This window comes from Amycolatopsis sp. cmx-8-4, assembly GCF_046548675.1.
Taxonomy (GTDB): Bacteria; Actinomycetota; Actinomycetes; order Mycobacteriales; family Pseudonocardiaceae; genus Amycolatopsis.
This window is the reverse complement of the sequence record NZ_JAEBDZ010000002.1, coordinates 433,959-453,822: the sequence shown is the minus strand read 5'-3', so window position 1 is coordinate 453,822 and position 19,864 is coordinate 433,959. Positions and strand designations below refer to the sequence as shown.

Here is a 19,864-nt window from a genome sequence, read left to right as displayed (position 1 = left end):
CGCCAGGCCCGCCTCCGTTTCCACCTGGTCAGGCTACCGAGGGGCCCGCGGCCCGGTTCAGCCGAGGTCGCGCAGGCGGGGGAGCAGTTTCGCGGCCGCTTCGGACGCGCGCACGACGTCGGCGTGGCCCGTCGGCATCAGGACGAGCTCGGTGAACCCGGCCGCGACGTAGCTCTGCGCGAGCCGCAGCGCACTGTCCGCATCGGACGGCAGCCGGAACTGCACCGCCCGCCGGATGGTCGCCGGATCACGGCCGACATCCGCGCAATGGCGGTCGAGCACCGACGAAAGCCGTTGCAGTTCGACTGTTTCGGTGCCGGGAAGCGCCGCGTTGAGCCAGACGTCGGCGTGTTCGGCCACCACGCGCAGGCCGCGCTTTTCGCCGCTGCTGCCCAGCCACAGCGGCGGACGCGGTTGCACCGGCTTCGGATCGGCGACCGCGCCGGTGAGGGTGTAGTGCTTCCCGGCGAAGTCGGTCGCCGGGCGCGTCCACAACAGACGGAGGATTTCGCAGGCTTCGGCGAGCCGTTCGACGCGTTCGACCGCCGGCGGCGTCGGGGTGCCCATCATCGTGTCGGTCAGGACGTCGCCGCCCGCGCCGAGGCCGACGTCGAGCCGGCCGCCGGAGAGGTGGTCGACGGTCGTGGCGAGCTTCGCGAACGTGCCCGGGTGCCGGTTGGTGTTGCCGGAGACCAGGCAGCCGATCCGCACGCGCTTCGTCGCCTCGGCCATCGCGGCCAGCAGGGTCCAGCCGTCGAAGATGTCGCCGGTGCGGTCCGGGCCCATCGGGGCGAGGTGGTCGAACACCCAGCAGCCGTCGAACCCGCCGTCGTCGGCGATCGCCCAGATCTCGCGCAACGCGGTGACGCCGATGTGCTGCTGGGGTGGCTTGAGGCCCACGGTGGTCATGACGCTCCCCTGATTATCAGCGTGACAAATCATCAGCAAAACTGATGGTCAGGTTAAGGGTAAGGTTCTCGCATGTCCAGCGACCTCGAGACCGGGCCGCCCGCCGCCGTCGGCCGGCGGCTCGGCTACCTGCTGAAACACGCCCAGCAGCGGCTGGCCGAGCTGGCCGAGCCGCTGTACGGGCCGCTCGGGATCACCGGGCGGCAGCTGGCGCTGCTCGCGTTGTTCGGCGAGGGGCCGGCACAGTCGCAGCAGGACGGCGCGGCGCGGCTCGGGATCGACCGGACGACGATGGTCGCGCTCGTCGACGAGCTGGAGGCGAAAGGCCTGGTCCGGCGCGAGGTCGCGCCCGGCGACCGGCGCAAGCGCCTCGTCCGGTTGACTGACGAGGGCGAGCGGGTGCGGCGCTCGGGCGAAGAAGCGACGCGCGAGGCCGAGGCGCTCCTGCTGGCCCCCTTGGGCGACACTGCGGAGCAGTTGCGCACCGCGCTGTACCTGGTCGTTCGCGGCGAGTGAACGCGATCGGGAAGCAATCGGACGACGACCGCGTTGTCCAGGTCATATCCGAAGAAAACCTCAGCTTTGGTAGAGGTTCTGGAACTGGGGGTCTCCCGTGGACAACAACTGGGCACTGCTCAGCTCGGCGATGCGGGCCAACGACGTGCCGAAGGCGCTGACCCGCGGCACGTTCAAGCGCGTCGCCCGCTTCGCCCGGCCGCACTGGCGGTCGTTGCTGATCTTCCTCGTGTTCACCGTCATCTCGGCGGTGCTCGCGGTGACGACGCCGGTCCTGGCCGGCAAGGTGGTCGACGCGATCGTCGGCGGGCACGACCTGTCCGTCGTGATCTGGCTGGCGATCGTGATCGCCGGGCTCGCGATCGCCGACGCCGGCTTCGGCCTGATCGAGCGGTGGCAGTCCGCGCGCATCGGCGAGGGCATCATCTACGACCTGCGCCGCGCGGTGTTCGAGCACGTGCAGCGCATGCCGATCGCGTTCTTCACCCGCACCCGCACGGGTGCGCTGGTCTCGCGGCTCAACAACGACGTCATCGGCGCGCAGCGGACGTTCACCGCGACGCTGTCCGGCCTGGTCACCAACGTGATCCAGCTGGTGCTGTCGCTGGCCGTCATGCTGACGCTGTCCTGGCAGGTCACGCTGGTCGCGCTGGTGCTGCTGCCGATCTTCGTGCTGCCCGCGCGCCGGCTCGGCCGCCGGATGGCCGGGCTGCAGCGGGAGTCCGCGAATCTCAACGCCGGCATGACCACCCAGATGACCGAGCGGTTCTCGGCGCCGGGCGCCACGCTCGTCAAGCTCTTCGGGCACCCGGTGCAGGAGGCCGACGACTTCGGCGTGCGCGCCGGGCGGGTGCGCGACATCGGCATCCGGACCGCGATGCTGACCCGCTGGTTCATGACCAGCCTGACGCTCGTCTCGGCGTTGGCGCAGGCGCTGGTCTACGGCCTCGGCGGGTACCTCGCGCTGACCGGCCGGCTGGCGCCGGGCACCGTCGTCGCCTTGGCGCTGCTGCTGACCCGGCTCTACGCGCCGCTGACCGCGCTGGCCAACGTCCGCGTCGACGTGATGACCGCGCTGGTGTCGTTCGAGCGCGTCTTCGAGGTGCTAGACCTCGACCCGATGATCAAGGAGAAGCCGGACGCCTTGGTACTGCCGCCTTCGGAAGGCGTTTCGGTGGAGTTCTCAGACGTCCGCTTCGGTTACCCCGCCGCGGACCGGTACTCGCTGGCGTCGCTGGAAGACGTCGCCACACTCGACCACCGCGGCGGCGAAGAGGTGCTGCACGGCATCTCGTTCCGCGCCGAGGCGGGCCAGATGGTCGCGCTGGTCGGGTCGTCGGGGGCGGGGAAGTCGACGATCGCGTCGCTGCTGCCGCGGCTCTACGACGTCGACTCGGGCACGGTGCGGGTGTCCGATGTGGACGTCCGGGACCTGAGTTTCGCTTCGCTGCGGCAAACCGTCGGCGTCGTGACGCAGGACGGGCACCTGTTCCACGAGACGATCCGCGCGAACCTGGCCTACGCGCGCCCGGACGTCACCGACGACGAGATCTGGGAGGCCCTCGAGCGCGCCCGGCTCGGCGAGCTGGTGCACTCCCTGCCCGACGGCCTCGAAACCACGGTGGGGGAGCGCGGGTACCGGCTCTCCGGCGGTGAGCGTCAGCGGCTGACCATCGCGCGGCTGCTGCTGGCGCAGCCCAAGGTCGTCGTCCTCGACGAGGCGACCGCGCACCTGGACTCCGAGTCCGAGGCCGCGGTCGGCGAAGCCCTGACGCACGCACTGGCGGGCCGCACGGCCCTGGTCATCGCGCACCGCCTCTCGACGGTCCGCGCCGCCGACCAGATCCTGGTCCTGGAGCACGGCGAGATCGTCGAGCGCGGCACGCACGACGAGCTCCTGGCCGCGAACGGCCGCTACGCGACCCTCCACGCCACCCAGTTCGCCGACCAGGAACCCGCCGTCGCGTGATCAGAGGGTCGTCACGCGTGATTGGGAAGTCATCTCTCGTGATTGGAGGGTCGACACGGTGTCAGTGCCGTGTCGACGCTCCAATCACGCGTGTCGACCGCTGAATCACGCGTGACGACCCTTCAATCACGCGGTTCCGGCTAGCGGAGCTGGGGGACGAGCTCGCTGTACTTGGCCAGCAGGGACTTGTTGGCCTCGTCGCCGCCCTCGACGTTGGAGCTGCGCCACAGCGGGACGTCGAGGCCCTCGGCGGTGCCGCGGTCGTAGACCTGGGCCAGCACGAGGTTCCACAGGAACGCGTTGACCACAGTGGACAGCGGCGCGGTGCGCGGGGCATCCGGCGGGTAGCTCGCGTCGCCCGGGATCACCAGCGAGTCGAGCACCACGGTGCCCTGCTCGACCAGCGTGCTCGACGACCGCCGCGGCGCCGCGGCCACGCAGGCCCGCGACGTGATGGCGATGACGGCCGCGCCGCGCTCGCGGGCGCCGATGCACAGCTCGACCGGGTACGGGTTGGACCCGGACGTCGAGAACACGACCAGGACGTCGTCCGGGCCCGGCGCGCGCTCGGCGAGGACCTCCTCGGCGAGGCCGGTGCGGCGCTCGGTCGTCGTGCTGTGCACCGCGCCGTGCAGCGGGAGCAGCTCCGGGTGGTAGAGCGGGTAGACGCACGCCAGCCCGCCGGCCCGGTAGAACGTCTCGGCGACGGCGGCCAGCGAGTGCCCGGCGCCGGCGGTATAGACCAGTGCGTCGGCCCGGATCACCCCCAGCACCAGATCGGCCGCGGCCCGCACTGCTTCGGCGTTGGCCTGCTCGACGTCCGCCAGCTGCTTGGCGACACTGCCCGAGATGTCCGTGGCGCTCACCACACCCACCCTTCCGTCGGTGATCGGGCGCCGAATCTACCGCGAAGATGGTGGTACGCGGTGGAATAGCCGGGTGGCGTATCCAGGTTGATCCGGATGCGGGTGGCGAGTCCCGGACAGTGGGAGGGCGTGGGTGAGCGAGGCAGAACCGGCGGTGGCGGTGTGGCCGGCGCGCGGGCGGACCGAAGCGGTCGTGCTCGTGTTGCACGGCGGCGCGGAGCACGGCACGGGCGGCGTCCCGCCCTGGAAGCCGGCCTACCTGCGCATGGTGCCGATCGCGCGCGCCCTGCACCGGGCCGGCCGCGAGCACGGCGTCGAGGTGCGGCTGCTGCGCAACCGCCGCTACGGCTGGAACGCACCCGCCATGGACCCGATCCAGGACGCCCGCTGGGCCCTCGACCGCATCCACGCCGACCACCCCGGCCTGCCGGTGGTGCTGGTCGGGCACTCGATGGGCGGCCGGGTGGCGCTGCGCGTGGCCGATGATCCGGCCGTGCGCGGGGTCTGCGCCCTGGCCCCGTGGACGCCGCGGGGGGAGCCCGTCGGGGCCGTCGCCGGGCGCTCGGTGCTCGTCGTGCACGGCACCCGCGACCGGATGACCAGCCCGGTCGAGTCGCACGCCTTCGCCGAACGCGCCGAGGGTGTTGCCGCCCGGGTGGCCCGGTTCGAGATCGCCAACGAGGGCCACGCGATGCTTCGCCGCTCTTCCGTCTGGACCCGGCTGGCAATTGCTTTCACAATGGAAGTAATCGCCGGGAGCGCCGACGCCACACTCGCGGGCGCGTGGGCCGCGCCGGGACCCGAGCGGCTCCGAATACTCGTGTGACACCACCCCGAACAGGGCATTCGACGAAGGGCGCCGCGGGGGTGCGGCAATTAGGATCGAGCACCGGCGCACCAGGCCGGCCGGAGGGAGAACCCGTGACCACCTCGAGTGTCGACCGCGCGTCGACTCAGGACGTCCCCGACGAAGACCGGTGGCCGGGGCTGGCCGCCCCGCCGCACTCCGCACTGCGCGCGCGGATCGCCGCGAGCCTGTTCCGCCGCGCGGTCCGCCCGCTCGACGTCCGGGTGACGTTCCCGGACGGGACGGTGCTGGGCAACGGCGGGCCGGAAGCGCCCGAGATGCGGATCCTGCGCCCGGAGGCCTTCTTCCACCGCCTCGGCGTCGACGCCAAGATCGGCTTCGGCGAGTCCTACATGGCGGGTGACTGGGTCGCGTCCGACCTGGCCGAGGTGCTGACGCCGTTCGCGGCGCGGATGGCGACGCTCGTGCCGCCGGTGCTGCAGAAGTTCCGGAAGATCGCCGAGCGCACCCAGCCGCCGTCCGAGGAGAACAGCCTCGAAGGCGCCCGGGCCAACATCCACCGGCACTACGACCTGTCGAACGACCTGTTCGGCACGTTCCTCGACGAGTCGATGATGTACTCCTCGGCGTTGTTCGGCCCGGCCGACGACCTCACCGCCGCCCAGCACCGCAAGATCGACAGCGTGCTGGACTACGCCGGGGTCCGCGCGGGCAGCGAAGTCCTCGAAATCGGTACCGGATGGGGTGAACTCGCGATCCGCGCCGCCGCGCGCGGCGCGACCGTCACGTCGCTCACCATCTCGGAGGAGCAGCGCGCGCTGGCCACCGAGCGCATCGTCGCGGCCGGCTTCGGCGACCGCGTCGAGGTGAAGCTGTGCGACTACCGCGAGTCGAGCGGGCAGTTCGACGCCGTGGTCAGCGTCGAGATGATCGAGGCCGTGGGCGCGTCCTACTGGCCGACGTTCTACTCGACCATCGGCGAGCGGCTGCGCCCCGGCGGCCGGTTCGGGCTGCAGGCCATCACGATGGACCACGATCGGATGATGGCGTCGTCCCGCGCCTACACCTGGATCCACAAGTACATCTTCCCCGGCGGCATCATCCCGTCGGTGCGCTCGATCGAGGACGGCCTGGTCGAGAACACCCGGCTCAGGCTGGCCGGGATGCGCGAGTTCGGCCAGGACTACGCGCACACGCTACGGTTGTGGCGCGAACGGTTCCTGCACCGCTGGACCGACATCGCCGGGTTCGGGTTCGACGACGTCTTCCGCCGGATGTGGGAGTTCTACCTGGCCTATTCCGAGGCCGGGTTCCGCTCCGGCTACCTCAAGGTCCACCAGTTCGGTTACGAGGTGACCGACAAGTAACCTCCCGCGGCCAACCCGACCCCGGTGCCGCACGTCCTCCTTGCGAGGACGTGCGGTTGACTGACGAAGACACGTTTGTCCGAATCGGGATTGGGTGATGGGTGATGACGTACCGTGGCGATGACGGCGGCCGCCGGATGCCCCCGCCGCGGCCGCCCGCCGGCCGCTCCCGGGACCACCAGCGCGCGCAGATGATGCCGCTGCCCGGCCGGGGCCAGAGCCCCTACGACGAGCGCACCCGCCCGATGGGCACCCGCGAGCCGGAGTACATGCCGCCCCAGGGCCCGCCGCCGCGGCAGGCCCCGCCGAACCGGGGTGACGACTACCCGCCGCCGCGCCGGCGTCGCCGCTGGGGTTTCGGCCGGATCCTGCTGACGCTGCTGCTGGTGTTCGTGGTGTTCTTCGCCGGCATCTGGGTCTACCTGGAGTTCTCGATCAAGCGCGTCGACGCGCTGGCCGACTACGACGGCCGCCCGGTCGCCGCGGCCGGCACCAACTGGCTGATCGTCGGCTCGGACAGCCGCGAGGGCCTCACCGCGGCCGACGAGGAGAACCTCGCCACCGGTGACGTCGCCGCCGCCGGCGGCCAGCGCACCGACACGATCATGGTCGCGCACCTCCCGGACAACTCCACCAAGCCGACGCTGCTCTCCCTGCCGCGCGACTCCCAGGTGAAGATCCCGGGCCACGGCACGAACAAGATCAACGCGGCGTTCTCGCTCGGCGGGCCGAAGCTGCTCGCGCAGACCGTCGAAGGCGCCACCGGCCTGCACATCGACCACTACGCGGAGATCGGCTTCGGCGGGTTCGCGAAGATCGTCGAAGCGATCGGCGGCGTCGAGATGTGCATCGACAAGGACATGAACGACACGGTGACGGGCATCAGCATCAAGGCCGGCTGCCCCCAGACCCTCGACGGCCGCGAGGCGCTGGGCTTCGTCCGGATGCGGCACAGCGACGCGACCCCGCGCTCGGACCTCGACCGCGTCGCCAACCAGCGCAAGTTCATCGGCGCGCTGGTCAGCCAGATCGCCAGCCCCGGCACGCTGCTCAACCCGTTCGACTTCTTCCCGCTGCTGTCCGCGGCGCCGGACGCGCTGACCATGGACTCCGGCGACCACGTGCACAACCTCGCCGGCCTGGCGATCGCGATGCGCGGCATCTCCTCCGGCGGCGTGGTGACCACGACGGTCCCGGTGACCAGCGGGTCGGCGGAGAACTGGGACAAGAACAAGTCGAAGCAGCTGTTCGACGCGCTGAAGAACGACACCGAGGTGCCCGACAGCGTCATCGTGAACTAATAGCCGCGCGCGGCGGGCCCCGGCCGGGGCACCATGGATCGATGGAGACCCCGGCCGAGACCTACCGCGACGGTGACCTGACGCTGACCCGCTGGCACCCCGGCGATCGCGACCTCCTGACCGCGCTCGTCAGCGGCTCCCTCGAGCAGCTGGGGCCGTGGCTGATCTGGGCGACCGGCGGTTACACGTCGGACGACTCCTCGGAGTTCCTCCGGCTGACCGCGAAGCGCTGGGAGAGCGCCGAAGCGTACGAGTACGCGATCGGCGTCGACGGCGAGGTGGCGGGCGGCGTCGGCGTGATGACGCGCGACCGCGGCGTCGAGATCGGCTACTGGCTGGCCCGGGGCTGGACCGGCCGCGGCCTGATGACCCGGAGCGTCGCGCTGCTGACGGCGGAGGCGTTCCGCCTCGGCGCCGGCTACGTCGAGATCATGCACGACGAGCTGAACGCGCGCAGCCGGGCGGTGCCCGCCCGGCTGGGGTTCACGAAGGTGCGCGAGGAGCCGGCGGAGAAGCCGCTGGCGCCGTCGTGCACCGGCACGAACCACGTGTGGCGGCTGGACGCCTAGGAGACCTTGTTGCGCTCCCGCAGCACCTTCAGCGCCTGATCGGCGTGGACGGTGAAGTTCAGCTCGCTCTTGATCTTCTCGAGGATCCGGCGGTCCTTGCCGATCACGAAGGTCGCGCGCTTCGCGTGCAGGGGCAGGAGCTTGCGCCACACGCCGAACTGCTTGGCGACCTCACCCTCCACATCGGACAGCAGCGGGTAGTCGAAGTCGTTGGCCGCGGAGAACTGCCGCTGCTTGGTGACGCCGTCCGGGCTGATCCCGACCCGGTGCGCGCCGACCTCGGCGAACTCCGCGGCGAGGTCGCGGAAGTGGCAGCTCTCGGCGGTGCACCCGCCGGTCATCGCGGCCGGGTAGAAGAACAGCACCACCGGTCCGGTGGCCAGGAAGTCCGAGAGCTTGCGCTCCTGGCCCTGGTCGTCGGGCAGCGTGAAATCGGGGGCGAGGTCTCCGGCGTCCATGGAGGTCCCTTCTCGTCGGCGGCAGAACCCATCCTGCCCGTCCTTCGGAGCCGACGTACGACCGGCTTGGTCGAGATCTGCCGCGGTTGGCTGCTGCCGACGGTTCCCAGCGCCCCAATGTGGCGTTGGGTGCGTTGGACGCACCGAACGCCACATTGGGTGCGTTGGACGCAACCAACGCCACATTGGGGCGTTTGGCAGGCGCGTCAGGTGGCCGGGTGCCTCGCGATCAGCTCGTCCACCTCGTCGCCCGTGGCGGAGTCGTTGGCGAACTGGCCTCGGGCCGCCAGCACGCCCAGCTGGCGCAGCCGCGCCGCCTGCTCGTGCGTGCGGACGCCTTCCGCTCCCACGCGCAGCTGCAGCTCGCGGGCCCGGGTGACCAGCTGGGTCAGGTGGCGGATGTCGGACTCGGCCGGTTCCGCCGCGTCCAGGGCGTCGATCACCGGGCCCGACAGGATCACGTGCTTCACCGGCAGGCCGTGCTGGGGGATCAGCTCCAGGTCCGCCGAGCCCGAGATGGTCAGCACCAGCTGCGTGCCCAGGTCGGCCAGCACGGCGAACGAGTCCAGGACCTCGCCGCGCGGGTCGAGGACCGAGTCGCGGTCGGTGCACAGCCGCAACGCCGTCGCCGGCAGCTCGTGCTTGGTCAGCTGCTCGCGGACCAGCATCACCAGGTCCGGGTCGATGGCCAGCCGCGTCGGCAGGCGGACGCAGACGTCCGGTGCCGCGTCGCCCAGGCGGGTCCGCCAGCGGGCCGTGGCGGCCAGGGACTCGGCGAGCAGCCAGCGGCCGAGCGGGACCGTCATGCCGGTGGTCTGGGCCAGCGGGTAGAACTCCTCGGAGCCGAGCTCGCCCTTCTCCGGGTGGTTCCAGCGCAACCCGGCGTTGACCGCGGCGATCCGGTCGGGGTCGGCGAGCTTCACCGTCGGCTGGTAGACGAGCGAGAACTCGCCGTTCTCCAGCGCCCCGGCGATCACCGCGCCCAGCTGGTAGCGGCCGCGGTCGCGGGCGTCCAGCTCCGGGTCGAACAGCATCCACTGCGCCTTGCCGGCCTCCTTGGCCCGGTGCAACGCGATCTCCGCGGCCCGCAACAACTCCGCGGCCCCGTCTTCGACGGCCGCGCGCACCACGATGCCCGCGCTGGCGCTCACGCCGATGCCGTGCCCACCGAGGTAGATCGGCTCGTTGAGGTCCTCCAGCGCGCGCTCGACCAGCTCGACGACCTCGGTGGCGGAGAGCTCGCCGCGCAGCAGCACCGCGAAGCCGTCGCCGGACAGCCGCGCGACGAACCCGTCGTGGTGGCCGGTGAACACGGCGGACAGCTTGCCCGCGACGCCGCGCAGCACCTGGTCGCCGACGCCGGCGCCGAGGCCGTCGTTGACGACCTTGAAGCCGTCGACGTCGAGGTAGATCAGCGCGATGTCGTCGCGCGCGCCGGCGCCGAGCGCCGCTTCGAGCTTGGTGGTGAACGACGACGCGTTCGGCAGCCCGGTCAGCGGGTCGTGGATGTTCTGGTGCACCAGCCGCTCCTGCAGCAGGTGCAGCTCGTTCGCGTCGGAGACCATCAGCACCGGGTACACCGAACCCGGCCGGTCGCCGGGCAGCCGGGCGAGCGTGACGTCGGTCCAGAGCTTGCCGTCTTCGACGTGGTCGAGCAGCATCCGCTCCCGGAAGCGCTCGACCCCCGTGCTCACGTGCTCCAGCCCGGCCTTGAGCCGGGAGACGTCGTGGCCGGTCGAGCCGAGCTCGGTGATGTGCCGGCCCCGCAACCGGTCCGGCGGACACCCGAGCAGCTGTCCCAGCGCGAGGTTCGCCTCGACGATCCCGCCGTCCGGGTCGGCCAGGGCGATCCCCATCGGCGACGCGGCGTAGAGCGCGCTGAACCGCAGCAGCGCCCCGTCGTGCCCCGAGCTGACGTGGTCGACCGCGTCCGTCGCGACCCCGAGCAGGAGCTGTTCGAGCTCTTCCGGGGGAAGCGTTACTCCTTTGGTGTCAGCGAGCGTCGCCGCCCACCTGCGGGCCACGTCCACCAACCCTGGCGCGGCACCGGGCTCAGACACACTCCACCTTCTTCACGCACAGGTCTGGCCAGTTCAGGCCCGGTGCCGATGTTCAGGAACCCGCACGGGGTACCCGTCGGCCGCGGCCGATGCCACGCCATCACGTGTGTAACGGGGTGTCTACCGGCTGAACGAGTGAACAGACCTCCACGATTGGTGACATCGTGTCACCATGTGTATCGGTACCCGGACGGGTGGCGGGTCAGCGAGGGGTCAACCGCACCGGAAGACCGTCCGCGGGCACCGGCAGGGAGACGTAGTCCCAGCGCGCGGTGTAACTCTCCGGAACCGACCAGCGGTACGCCCGCAGCATCTCGTGCATCAGCAACTTCACCTCGAGACCGCCGAAATGGAGCCCGATGCACTTGTGCGCGCCGCCGCCGAAGGGCATCCACGCCATCCGGTGCGACTTGTCCTCGCGCCGCGGCTCGGCGAAGCGCTCGGGGTCGAAGCGGAACGGGTCGGTCCAGCACCCGGGGTCGAAGTGGTTCACCGTCGGCGAGACGCCGACGAGCGTGCCTTCCGGGATGTAGTGCCCGAGGACCTCGGTGTCCTTGACGGTCTGGCGGGTCAGCGACGGCACCGGCGCGACCAGCCGCAGCGCCTCCTTCATCACGAGGTCGAGGGTCTCCAGCCGGTCGATGGCGTCGATGTCGAGGACGTCGTCGCCCAGGGCCAGCGACTCCGCGCGCGCCCGCTCCTGCCACTCCGGGTGCTTGGCGAGGTAGTAGGCCATGGCGCTGCTGGTGATGGTCGTCGTGTCGTGCGCGGCCATCATCAGGAAGATCATGTGGTTGACGATGTCGGTGTCGGAGAACCGATCGCCGTCCTCGGTGGTGGCGTGGCAGAGCGCGGCGAACAGGTCGTCGCCGTCGGCGGCCCGCTTGGCGGGCAGGGTCTCGCCGAAGTAGCGCTCCAGGACCTTCCGCCCGTGCAGCCCGGCCGACCAGCGGCCGCCGGGCACCGGGACGCGCACCAGCGCGGTGCCGGCCCGCACGGAACTGACGAACGCGCGGTTGATCCGGTGGGAGTCGGCTCCGCTGCGCATGCCCATGAACACGCGCGTCGCGACGTCGAGGGTCAGCTGCTTGAGCGACCAGTACAGCCGCGGCCGTTCGTGCGCGCCCCAGCCGGCGACGCCTTCGCGCAGGGCCGGGCCCATCTCGTTGACGTAGCCGGTGAGCCGGGCCCGGGTGAACGCTTCCTGCATGATCCGGCGGTGCAGGTGATGCTCGCCGAAGTCCATCAGCATCAGGCCGCGCTCGAAGAACCGCTCGATGAAGAACTTCCAGCCCTCCTGCGAGAACGCCTTGTCCTTGTTGACGAGCGCGATCTGCGTCGCCTCCGGCCCGGACAGCGCGACGATCCGGCGGCCGAACCCGCCGGTCCACGACACCGGGCCGTAGAGCTCGTGGCGGCGGAGGCCGAACGCGGGGCCGAAGCGCATCATCTCGAGCATGTGCCCGACCACGGGCGGGCCTTCGTCGCCGAGCACGGGCTTGAGGCCGCTGCCGGCGGGCGGCGTCGCGAGCTCCTGGACGGGCCAGCGCGACCGCAGCCACCGCTGGTCGACGGCGCGGGGGAGGGGTAGTGAAGTCAGCGGTGGCACGCGTTCGCGCAGCGTTTCGGCGGCCCGGCCCACAGTGCGCGTCAAGCTGACCATCTCCCCGTCGAGATCGGCTACCCCTCCACGATGCACCCTTGTTGACCACCTGACAACAGGTCGGGGTGTCCTCCTTTCGAGTGAGCCGGGCAAACGCCCCAATGTGGCGTTGGGTGCGCTGGACGCACCCAATGTGGCGTTGGGTGCGTCAGACGCACCCAACGCCACATTGGGGCGCTCGGGACACGGCCAGGTTTGTCGGACCCCGCCGGTAAGCTGGATGACGGGGGCGGCGGCCCGCGCCGAGCGTCAGCCCAGCTCGGTGCGCACCTGCCGGGCCGCTTCCACCAGGTTGCGCAGGGCCGGCTCGACCTCCGCGTAGCCGCGGGTCTTCAGGCCGCAGTCCGGGTTCACCCACACCCGCGACGCCGGCACCGCGCCCACCGCCGTCCGCAGCAGCCCGGCCACCTCGGCCGGGGACGGCACGCGCGGCGAGTGGATGTCGTACACCCCGGGCCCGACGCCGCGGCCGAAGCCGGCCGCCGTCAGGTCGGCGAGCACCTCCATCTTCGAACGGGCCGCCTCGATGCTGGTGACGTCGGCGTCGAGCGCGTCGATCGCCGGCAGCACCTCGCCGAACTCCGAGTAGCACATGTGCGTGTGGATCTGCGTCGCGTCGGCGATCCCGGACGTCGCCAGCCGGAACGACGACACCGCCCAGTCGAAGTACGCCTGGTGGTCGCGGGAACGCAGCGGCAGCAGCTCCCGCAGGGCCGGCTCGTCGACCTGGATGACCTGGATGCCCGCCGCTTCGAGGTCGTGCACCTCGTCGCGGATGGCCAGGGCGACCTGCCGGGCGGTGTCGCCCAGCGGCTGGTCGTCGCGCACGAACGACCACGCCAGGATCGTCACCGGCCCGGTCAGCATGCCCTTGACCGGCTTCGGCGTCAGGCTCTGCGCGTAGCGGGCCCACGCCACGGTCATCGGCACCGGGCGCGAGACGTCGCCGTAGAGGATCGGCGGCCGGACGCAGCGGGAGCCGTAGGACTGCACCCAGCCGTGGTCGGTCGCGGCGAACCCGGCCAGCCGCTCGGCGAAGTACTGCACCATGTCGTTGCGCTCGGGCTCGCCGTGCACCAGCACGTCGAGGCCCAGTTCCTCCTGCAGCCGGACGACCCGCTCGACCTCGGCGCGCATCGCGTCGTCGTACCCGGCGTCGTCGAGCGCGCCGGCCTTGTGCGCGGCCCGCGCCTTGCGCACCTCCACAGTCTGCGGGAACGACCCGATGGTCGTGCTCGGCAGCGGCGGCAGGTTCAGCGCCGCCTGCTGCGCCGCGGCCCGCGTGGCGTACGGCGCGCGGACCGTGTGCTCGGGCCGCAGGTCCGCGAGCCGGGCGCGCACCCGGTCGTCGGCCAGCTCGGCCGCCGACGCGCGATCGGCGACGACCCGACGTGCCGCCGTCAGGTCGACGTCCTCGCCCGCGAGCGCCTTCCCGAGCAGGACGACCTCGTCGACCTTCTGCTTCGCGAAGGCGAGCCAGCCCTTGAGCCGCGGGTCGAGGTCTTCCCGTGCGACGTCGTAGGGGACGTGCAGCAGTGAGCACGACGTCGAGACGCTGACCTTCGCCGCCGCGCCGAGCAGGGTCGCGGCCCGGCTCAGCGCCTTCCGCGGGTCGGTGCGCCAGACGTTGCGGCCGTCCACGACCCCGGCCAGGACCTCCTTGTCCCGCAATGCTCCTTCGGCCGCTACGGCGTCCACAAAGGACTCGTCGGTGACCAGGTCGACGGCGAGCGCCTCGATGGGGGAGCGGGCCAGCACGCCGAGCCCCCGGCCCAGGCCGCCGAAGTAGCCCGCGACCAGCAGCTTCGGCCGCGCGGTCTCCTTGCCCAGCCGGTGGTAGGCGCGGATGAGCGCGTTCAGCTCGTCTTCGGAGCGGTCACCGGCGAACGCGGGCTCGTCGAGCTGGACCCACTCGACGCCTTCGTCGTGCAGCTGCCGCAGCAGGTCGGCGTACGCGTCGAGCAGGCCGTCGAGCAGGTCCAGCGGCCGGAACCCCTCGTCGCCCTTGCTCAGCAGCAGGAACGTCACCGGCCCGACCAGCACGGGCCGCGTCTCGATGCCCAGTGCCCGGGCTTCGCGGTACTCGTCCAAGGGCTTGGAACCGGTGAGCGCGAACGTCGTGTCCGGGCCCAGTTCGGGGACGATGTAGTGGTAGTTCGTGTCGAACCACTTCGTCATCTCCATCGCCGGGGCGTCCTGGACGCCGCGGGCGGCCGCGAAGTAGGTGTCGAGCTTCGGCAGGCCGAGCCCGGTGAAGCGCGCGGGCAGCGCGCCGAACAGCTCGGCGGTGTCGAGCACCTGGTCGTAGTGCGAGAACGTGTTGGACGGGACGGAGTCCAGCCCGGTGTCCCGCAGTCCTTGCCACGTCCGGACCCGCAGCTCACGGCCGGTGGCCAGCAGTGCGGCTTCGTCGTTCTTGCCCGCCCAGTAGCGCTCGAGGGCGCGTTTGAGTTCCCGGTCCGGACCGATCCGGGGGTAGCCCAGCACAGTGGTGCCGATTTCGGTCACAGCTCTCTCCTCGCGAGCTCGTTCGAGGAGTCCGGACGCGCGCGGCGGCGAGCGTTTCGGTGCGTGCCCATCCCGCGGGGCCCGGACTCGCGCACGCCGTCGGCGCGCGCACCACGGGCAGGTCTTCGGACTCGTGGGCGTAGTACTCGCGCCTACCGGCCGTCGCTTCCCAAGCGCTCGCGCTCAGTGCTCAATGACGGCTTTCGTTCCCACTCACCGCTGCGGGGCAGTCCCGGATTCGCACCGGGTTCCCTGTTGCCTCGACAGGATGTGACCTCACACACAACGAAGCTCGGCCACGCCCTGGCGAACCAGTGGCGTGGCCGAGCCTAGCCGGAGAACTCAGTCCCAGTCGAGGGCGCCGCCCGACTGGTACTCGATGACGCGGGTTTCGAAGAAGTTCTTCTCCTTCTTCAGGTCCATCGCCTCGGACATCCACGGGAACGGGTTCTCGGTCTCGCCGAAGATCGGCTGGAGGCCGATCTGCTGCGCGCGCCGGTCGGTGATGAAGTGCATGTACTGCTCGCACAGCTGCGCCGACAGGCCGAGCATGCCGCGCGGCATGGTGTCACGCGCGTACGCGACCTCCAGCTCGCACGCGTCCTTCAGCATTCCGCGCACCTCTTCCTGGAACTCTTCGGTCCACAGGTGCGGGTTCTCGATCTTGATCTGGTTGATGCAGTCGATGCCGAAGTTCAGGTGGATCGACTCGTCGCGCAGGATGTACTGGTACTGCTCGGCGATGCCGACCATCTTGTTCCGGCGGCCGAGCGAGAGGATCTGCGCGAAGCCGGTGTAGAACCACATGCCCTCGAAGATCACGTAGAACGCGACGAGGTCACGCAGGAACGCCGTGTCGGCCTCCGGCGTCCCGGTCTCGAAGTCCGGGTCCTCCAGGTGCTGCGTGTACTTCAGCGCCCACGCGTCCTTGTCCGAAATGGACGGAACCTCGCGGTACATGTTGAACAGCTCGCCCTCGACCAGGCCGAGGCTCTCGCAGATGTACTGGAAGGTGTGCGTGTGCACGGCTTCCTCGAACGCCTGGCGCAGCAGGTACTGGCGGCACTCGGGGTTGGTGATCTGCCGGTACACCGCGAGCACGATGTTGTTGGCCACCAAGGACTCCGCGGTCGCGAAGAAGCCGAGGTTGCGCTTCAGCATCTGCCGCTCGTCCTCGGTGAGGCCGTCGGTCGACTTCCACAGCGCGATGTCGGCCTGCATGGCGACCTCGGTCGGCATCCAGTGGTTGTTGCAGCCGGCCAGGTACTTGTCCCACGCCCACCGGTACTTCATCGGCAGCAGCTGGTTGACGTCGGCGCGCGCGTTGATCATGCGCTTGTCGTCGACGTTGATCCGGGCCGCCCCGACCTCGATCTCACCGAGGCCGGTGACGCCGGTCGTCTCCACGTTGGTCATATCGCTCACTTCGGCAGGTGGGCTCGTGAGTGTTTAGGGCGGTTCTAACCGCCCTAAACACTCACGAGCCGGGGCGGGCTTACTGGCAGGCTTCGCAGTCGGGGTCGTCGATGCGGCAGGCGGCGCCTTCGGTGGTGACGAAGTCGACGTCCGTCTTCGGCAGCTCCTTCGGCTCCGGCTTGGCAGCCGGCGCGGTCACCGGGATCGCCGGGACGGCCGCGGCCGGCGAGGGAGCCGGGGCCGGGGTGGCCGCCGGAGCCGCCGGGGCCGCCGCGGGAGCCGCGGTGGCGGTGGCCGTGCCGGCCGAGACGGCGTTCAGCTTGCCGTCGGTGCCGCGCAGGGTGCTCTTCTCCACGTGCGTCGCGGACTGCGCGCGCAGGTAGTACGTGGTCTTGAGGCCCTTGTGCCACGCGTAGCGGTACAGCTCGTCGAGCTTGCGGCCGCTCGGCGCCGCGATGTACAGGTTCAGCGACTGCGCCTGGTCGATCCACTTCTGGCGCACCGAACCGGCGTCGACGATCCACTTCGACTCGATCTCGAACGCCGTGGCGTACAGCGCCTTCAGGTCGTCCGGCACCCGGTCGATCCGGCCGAGGCTGCCGTCGAAGTACTTGAGGTCGCTGACCATGACCTCGTCCCACAGCCCGCGCTCCTTGAGCGAGCGGACCAGGTGCGGGTTGACGACGGTGAAGTCGCCGGACATGTTCGACTTGACGAACAGGTTCTGGAACAGCGGCTCGATCGACTGGCCGACACCCGAGATGTTGGAGATCGTCGCGGTCGGCGCGATCGCCATCACGTTGGAGTTGCGCATGCCGACGGTCTTGACGCGCTCGCGCAGCGGCGCCCAGTCGAGCGTCGTGGAGGTGTCGACGTCGAGGCCGTCACCACGGCGGGCGTCGATGAGCAGCTGCAGCGAGTCGATCGGCAGGATGCCCTTGCTCCACAGCGATCCCTCGAACGACTGGTACTGGCCGCGCTCCTCGGCGAGGTCGGTCGAGGCCGAGATCGCGTAGTAGGAGAGGTGCTCCATGCTGACGTCGGCGAACTTGACGGCCTCGGCCGAGGCGAACGGCAGGCCGATCTCGAACAGCGCGTCCTGGAAGCCCATGATGCCCAGGCCGACCGGGCGGTGACGCAGGTTGGAGCGGCGCGCCTCCGGGATCGTGTAGAAGTTGATGTCGATCACGTTGTCCAGCATGCGGACGGCCGTGCGCACGGTCTTCTCGAGGCGCTTGGTGTCCAGGCCCTCGGGGGTGACGTGCTTGAGCAGGTTGACCGAGCCGAGGTTGCAGACCGCGACCTCTTCGGTGTTGGTGTTCAGCGTGATCTCGGTGCACAGGTTCGACGAGTGCACGACGCCGACGTGCTGCTGCGGCGAGCGCAGGTTGCACGGGTCCTTGAACGTGATCCACGGGTGGCCGGTCTCGAACAGCATGGTGAGCATCCGGCGCCACAGCTCGACCGCGCGGATCTTGCGGAACACCTTGATCTCGCCGCGCTCGGCCATCGCCTCGTACTCGGCGTAGCGCTGCGAGAACGCGTTGCCGTAGAGGTCGTGCAGGTCCGGGGTCTCGTTCGGCGAGAACAGCGTCCACTGCGCGTCGGCCTCGACGCGGCGCAGGAACTCGTCCGGCACCCAGTTGGCCGTGTTCATGTCGTGCGTGCGGCGGCGGTCGTCACCGGTGTTCTTGCGCAGGTCGAGGAACTCCTCGATGTCCACGTGCCAGGTCTCGAGGTACGCGCAGGCCGCGCCCTTGCGCTTGCCGCCCTGGTTGACCGCGACGGCGGTGTCGTTGGCGATCTTGAGGAACGGCACGACACCCTGGGACTGGCCGTTGGTGCCCTTGATGTGCGCGCCGAGGCCGCGGACCGGGGTCCAGTCGTTGCCGAGGCCGCCCGAGTACTTCGCCAGCAGCGCGTTGTTCTTGTACGCCTGGAAGATCGAGTCCAGGTCGTCGTCCACCGTGGTGAGGAAGCAGGACGACAGCTGCGCGCGGGTGGTGCCCGAGTTGAACAGCGTCGGAGTCGAGGCCATGAAGTGGAACGTCGAGAGCAGCTCGTAGAACTCGATGGCGCGGGCTTCGCGGTCGTCCTCGCGGATCGCCAGGCCCATCGCGACGCGCATGAAGAACGCCTGCGGCAGCTCGAAGCGGGTGCCGTTGTGGTGCTGGAAGTACCGGTCGTACAGCGTCTGCAGGCCGAGGAAGCCGAAGTCGAGGTCACGCTTGGCCTCGATCGCCGCGGTGATCTTGTCCAGGTCGAAGGAGAGCAGCTCGCTGTCGACCAGCTCCAGCTCGACCGCGCGGCGCAGGTAGTTGCGGAAGTACGCGGGGTACTCGCCGGCCATCTCGTCCTGGCTGGCCAGGCGCGGCTTCTTCGCGAGGTAGCTCAGGGCCTCGCCGCGCAGCTTGTCCAGCAGCAGCCGGGCGCTGACGTAGGAGTAGTTCGGCTCCTGCTCGACCAGCACGCGGGCGGCCATGATCTGGGCCAGTGCGAGCTCGTCGGCGCTGATGCCGTCGTAGAGGTTGCGCTTGGCCTCGGCCAGCACCGGCTCGGCGGTGACGTCGTCGAGCCCGGCGACGGCCTCGCCCACGACGTGGGACACGCGGGCCCAGTCGAGCGGACGCAGCACGCCGTCGACGCCCTTGACGCTCAGCGTGGCCTCGGCGGGCGTCGTGGGCTCGGTCGCCTTGCGGGCCTTGCTGTGCTCCTCGCGGTAGAGGACGTAGGCGCGGGCGACCTTGTGGTGCTCGCCGCGCATCAGCGCGAGCTCGACGATGTCCTGGATCTGCTCGATGTGCAGCGCGGTCTCGGGACCGGCGTGGCGCAGCAGGGTGGTCTCGACCTGCTCGGTGAGCTCGGCGACGACGTGGTGCACGCGGGAGGACGCGGCGGCGTCGCCGCCCTCGACCGCGAGGAACGCCTTCGTCAGCGCGACCGAGATCTTCCCGGCGTCGAACGGCGACACGCTGCCGTCCCGCCGGATGACCCGGATCGCGGTGGGACTGGAGTCGGCGGCGGCGGGCGGCCGCTGACCGGTTTCGACTGACATGCGTGTCTCCAAAATTGGACGCGTTGGATCGCCACAGGGCCTCATGAGGCCATGTGCTGCAAGTTCTTCGAAGCTGCCCGGCAGTACTCTGCAGCGGTCTCCCCGTCGCTGGGCGCTGCCGGTCCACAGAGACTACATGTAGGGGTTGGAGGCTGCACGTGCCCCAATGGGTGGCGTGTCGCGGTCTCACCCTCGCGGGTTACGCGGTCACCGAGAGGTGCTGCTCAGGCCCGGGAACAGGCCCTCCGGCGCCGCCCGCAACGGCCAACACGCCGCCCGCAACGGCCAACACGCCGCCCGCAACGGCCAACACGCCGCCCGCAACGGCCAACACGCCGCCCGCAACGGCCAACACAGCGCCCGCAACGGCCAACACAGCGCCCGCAACGGCCAACACAG

General features: G+C 70.5%; 14 protein-coding genes and 1 riboswitch. Of the genes, 6 read left to right on the top strand and 8 right to left on the bottom strand.

Annotated elements, in window-relative coordinates:
• Positions 1-57: 57 nt before the first annotated feature.
• Positions 58-909, bottom strand: a complete 852-nt coding sequence (locus ACLJQZ_RS04875; protein WP_410618837.1) for an LLM class flavin-dependent oxidoreductase — start codon at positions 907-909, stop codon at positions 58-60.
• 72 nt (positions 910-981) lie between these two features.
• Here ACLJQZ_RS04875 and ACLJQZ_RS04870 point away from each other — a divergent pair, with 72 nt between their 5' ends.
• Positions 982-1,425 carry a MarR family winged helix-turn-helix transcriptional regulator gene (locus tag ACLJQZ_RS04870; protein ID WP_410618836.1) on the top strand — a complete coding sequence of 148 codons (444 nt, stop codon included), beginning with the start codon at positions 982-984 and terminating at the stop codon, positions 1,423-1,425.
• 97 nt (positions 1,426-1,522) lie between these two features.
• Positions 1,523-3,394: an ABC transporter ATP-binding protein gene (locus ACLJQZ_RS04865; protein ID WP_410618834.1), complete on the top strand. Its 1,872-nt coding sequence runs from the start codon at positions 1,523-1,525 to the stop codon at positions 3,392-3,394.
• Positions 3,395-3,534: 140 nt separating this feature from the next.
• On the opposite strand, the gene ACLJQZ_RS04860 is transcribed toward ACLJQZ_RS04865, so the two are convergent.
• Positions 3,535-4,263, bottom strand: coding sequence for an SIS domain-containing protein (locus ACLJQZ_RS04860; RefSeq protein ID WP_247049241.1), 729 nt, complete (start codon positions 4,261-4,263; stop codon positions 3,535-3,537).
• 130 nt (positions 4,264-4,393) lie between these two features.
• On the opposite strand from ACLJQZ_RS04860, the gene ACLJQZ_RS04855 reads away from it, so the two are divergent.
• From ACLJQZ_RS04855 to ACLJQZ_RS04840, 4 genes are all read left to right on the top strand, one after another.
• Positions 4,394-5,086 (top strand): alpha/beta hydrolase, encoded by a 693-nt coding sequence (locus ACLJQZ_RS04855; RefSeq protein ID WP_410618833.1) that lies wholly within the window; start codon positions 4,394-4,396, stop codon positions 5,084-5,086.
• 95 nt (positions 5,087-5,181) lie between these two features.
• On the top strand, positions 5,182-6,435 hold the full coding sequence (locus ACLJQZ_RS04850; RefSeq protein WP_410618832.1) for a class I SAM-dependent methyltransferase: 1,254 nt from the start codon (positions 5,182-5,184) through the stop codon (positions 6,433-6,435).
• 104 nt (positions 6,436-6,539) lie between these two features.
• Positions 6,540-7,736 carry an LCP family protein gene (locus ACLJQZ_RS04845; RefSeq protein WP_410618831.1) on the top strand — a complete coding sequence of 399 codons (1,197 nt, stop codon included), beginning with the start codon at positions 6,540-6,542 and terminating at the stop codon, positions 7,734-7,736.
• 41 nt (positions 7,737-7,777) lie between these two features.
• Positions 7,778-8,305 carry a GNAT family N-acetyltransferase gene (locus tag ACLJQZ_RS04840; protein WP_410618829.1) on the top strand — a complete coding sequence of 176 codons (528 nt, stop codon included), beginning with the start codon at positions 7,778-7,780 and terminating at the stop codon, positions 8,303-8,305.
• Here the strand turns inward: ACLJQZ_RS04840 and ACLJQZ_RS04835 are convergent.
• From ACLJQZ_RS04835 to ACLJQZ_RS04810, 6 genes are all read right to left on the bottom strand, one after another.
• Positions 8,302-8,763 (bottom strand): peroxiredoxin, encoded by a 462-nt coding sequence (locus ACLJQZ_RS04835; protein ID WP_410618828.1) that lies wholly within the window; start codon positions 8,761-8,763, stop codon positions 8,302-8,304. The two genes, ACLJQZ_RS04840 and ACLJQZ_RS04835, sit on opposite strands and share 4 nt — an antisense overlap.
• 206 nt (positions 8,764-8,969) lie before the next feature.
• The gene (locus ACLJQZ_RS04830; RefSeq protein ID WP_410618827.1) at positions 8,970-10,787 is read right to left on the bottom strand and encodes a diguanylate cyclase domain-containing protein; all 1,818 of its coding nucleotides are present in this window, start codon (positions 10,785-10,787) and stop codon (positions 8,970-8,972) included.
• A gap of 238 nt (positions 10,788-11,025) precedes the next feature.
• On the bottom strand, positions 11,026-12,486 hold the full coding sequence (locus ACLJQZ_RS04825) for a cytochrome P450 (protein ID WP_410618826.1): 1,461 nt from the start codon (positions 12,484-12,486) through the stop codon (positions 11,026-11,028).
• Between the two features lie 249 nt (positions 12,487-12,735).
• Positions 12,736-14,994, bottom strand: coding sequence for a 5-methyltetrahydropteroyltriglutamate--homocysteine S-methyltransferase (gene metE / locus ACLJQZ_RS04820; protein ID WP_410618825.1), 2,259 nt, complete (start codon positions 14,992-14,994; stop codon positions 12,736-12,738).
• A 98-nt stretch (positions 14,995-15,092) separates the two neighbouring features.
• Positions 15,093-15,288: riboswitch (cobalamin riboswitch) on the bottom strand.
• A 48-nt stretch (positions 15,289-15,336) separates the two neighbouring features.
• Positions 15,337-16,410, bottom strand: a complete 1,074-nt coding sequence (locus ACLJQZ_RS04815) for a ribonucleotide-diphosphate reductase subunit beta (protein WP_326947926.1) — start codon at positions 16,408-16,410, stop codon at positions 15,337-15,339.
• 79 nt (positions 16,411-16,489) lie between these two features.
• Positions 16,490-19,465 carry a ribonucleoside-diphosphate reductase subunit alpha gene (locus ACLJQZ_RS04810; protein WP_410618824.1) on the bottom strand — a complete coding sequence of 992 codons (2,976 nt, stop codon included), beginning with the start codon at positions 19,463-19,465 and terminating at the stop codon, positions 16,490-16,492.
• Between the last annotated feature and the right edge of the window lie 399 nt (positions 19,466-19,864).

Bases quoted from the DNA above. Each gene is read 5' to 3' on its own strand.
- ACLJQZ_RS04875 (WP_410618837.1), bottom strand. From the start codon at position 909: ATGACCACCGTGGGCCTCAAGCCACCCCAGCAGCACATCGGCGTCACC.
- ACLJQZ_RS04870 (WP_410618836.1), top strand. From the start codon at position 982: ATGTCCAGCGACCTCGAGACCGGGCCGCCCGCCGCCGTCGGCCGGCGG.
- ACLJQZ_RS04845 (WP_410618831.1), top strand. From the start codon at position 6,540: ATGACGTACCGTGGCGATGACGGCGGCCGCCGGATGCCCCCGCCGCGG.
- ACLJQZ_RS04840 (WP_410618829.1), top strand. From the start codon at position 7,778: ATGGAGACCCCGGCCGAGACCTACCGCGACGGTGACCTGACGCTGACC.
- ACLJQZ_RS04835 (WP_410618828.1), bottom strand. From the start codon at position 8,763: ATGGACGCCGGAGACCTCGCCCCCGATTTCACGCTGCCCGACGACCAG.
- ACLJQZ_RS04825 (WP_410618826.1), bottom strand. From the start codon at position 12,486: ATGGTCAGCTTGACGCGCACTGTGGGCCGGGCCGCCGAAACGCTGCGC.
- ACLJQZ_RS04815 (WP_326947926.1), bottom strand. From the start codon at position 16,410: ATGACCAACGTGGAGACGACCGGCGTCACCGGCCTCGGTGAGATCGAG.
- ACLJQZ_RS04810 (WP_410618824.1), bottom strand. From the start codon at position 19,465: ATGTCAGTCGAAACCGGTCAGCGGCCGCCCGCCGCCGCCGACTCCAGT.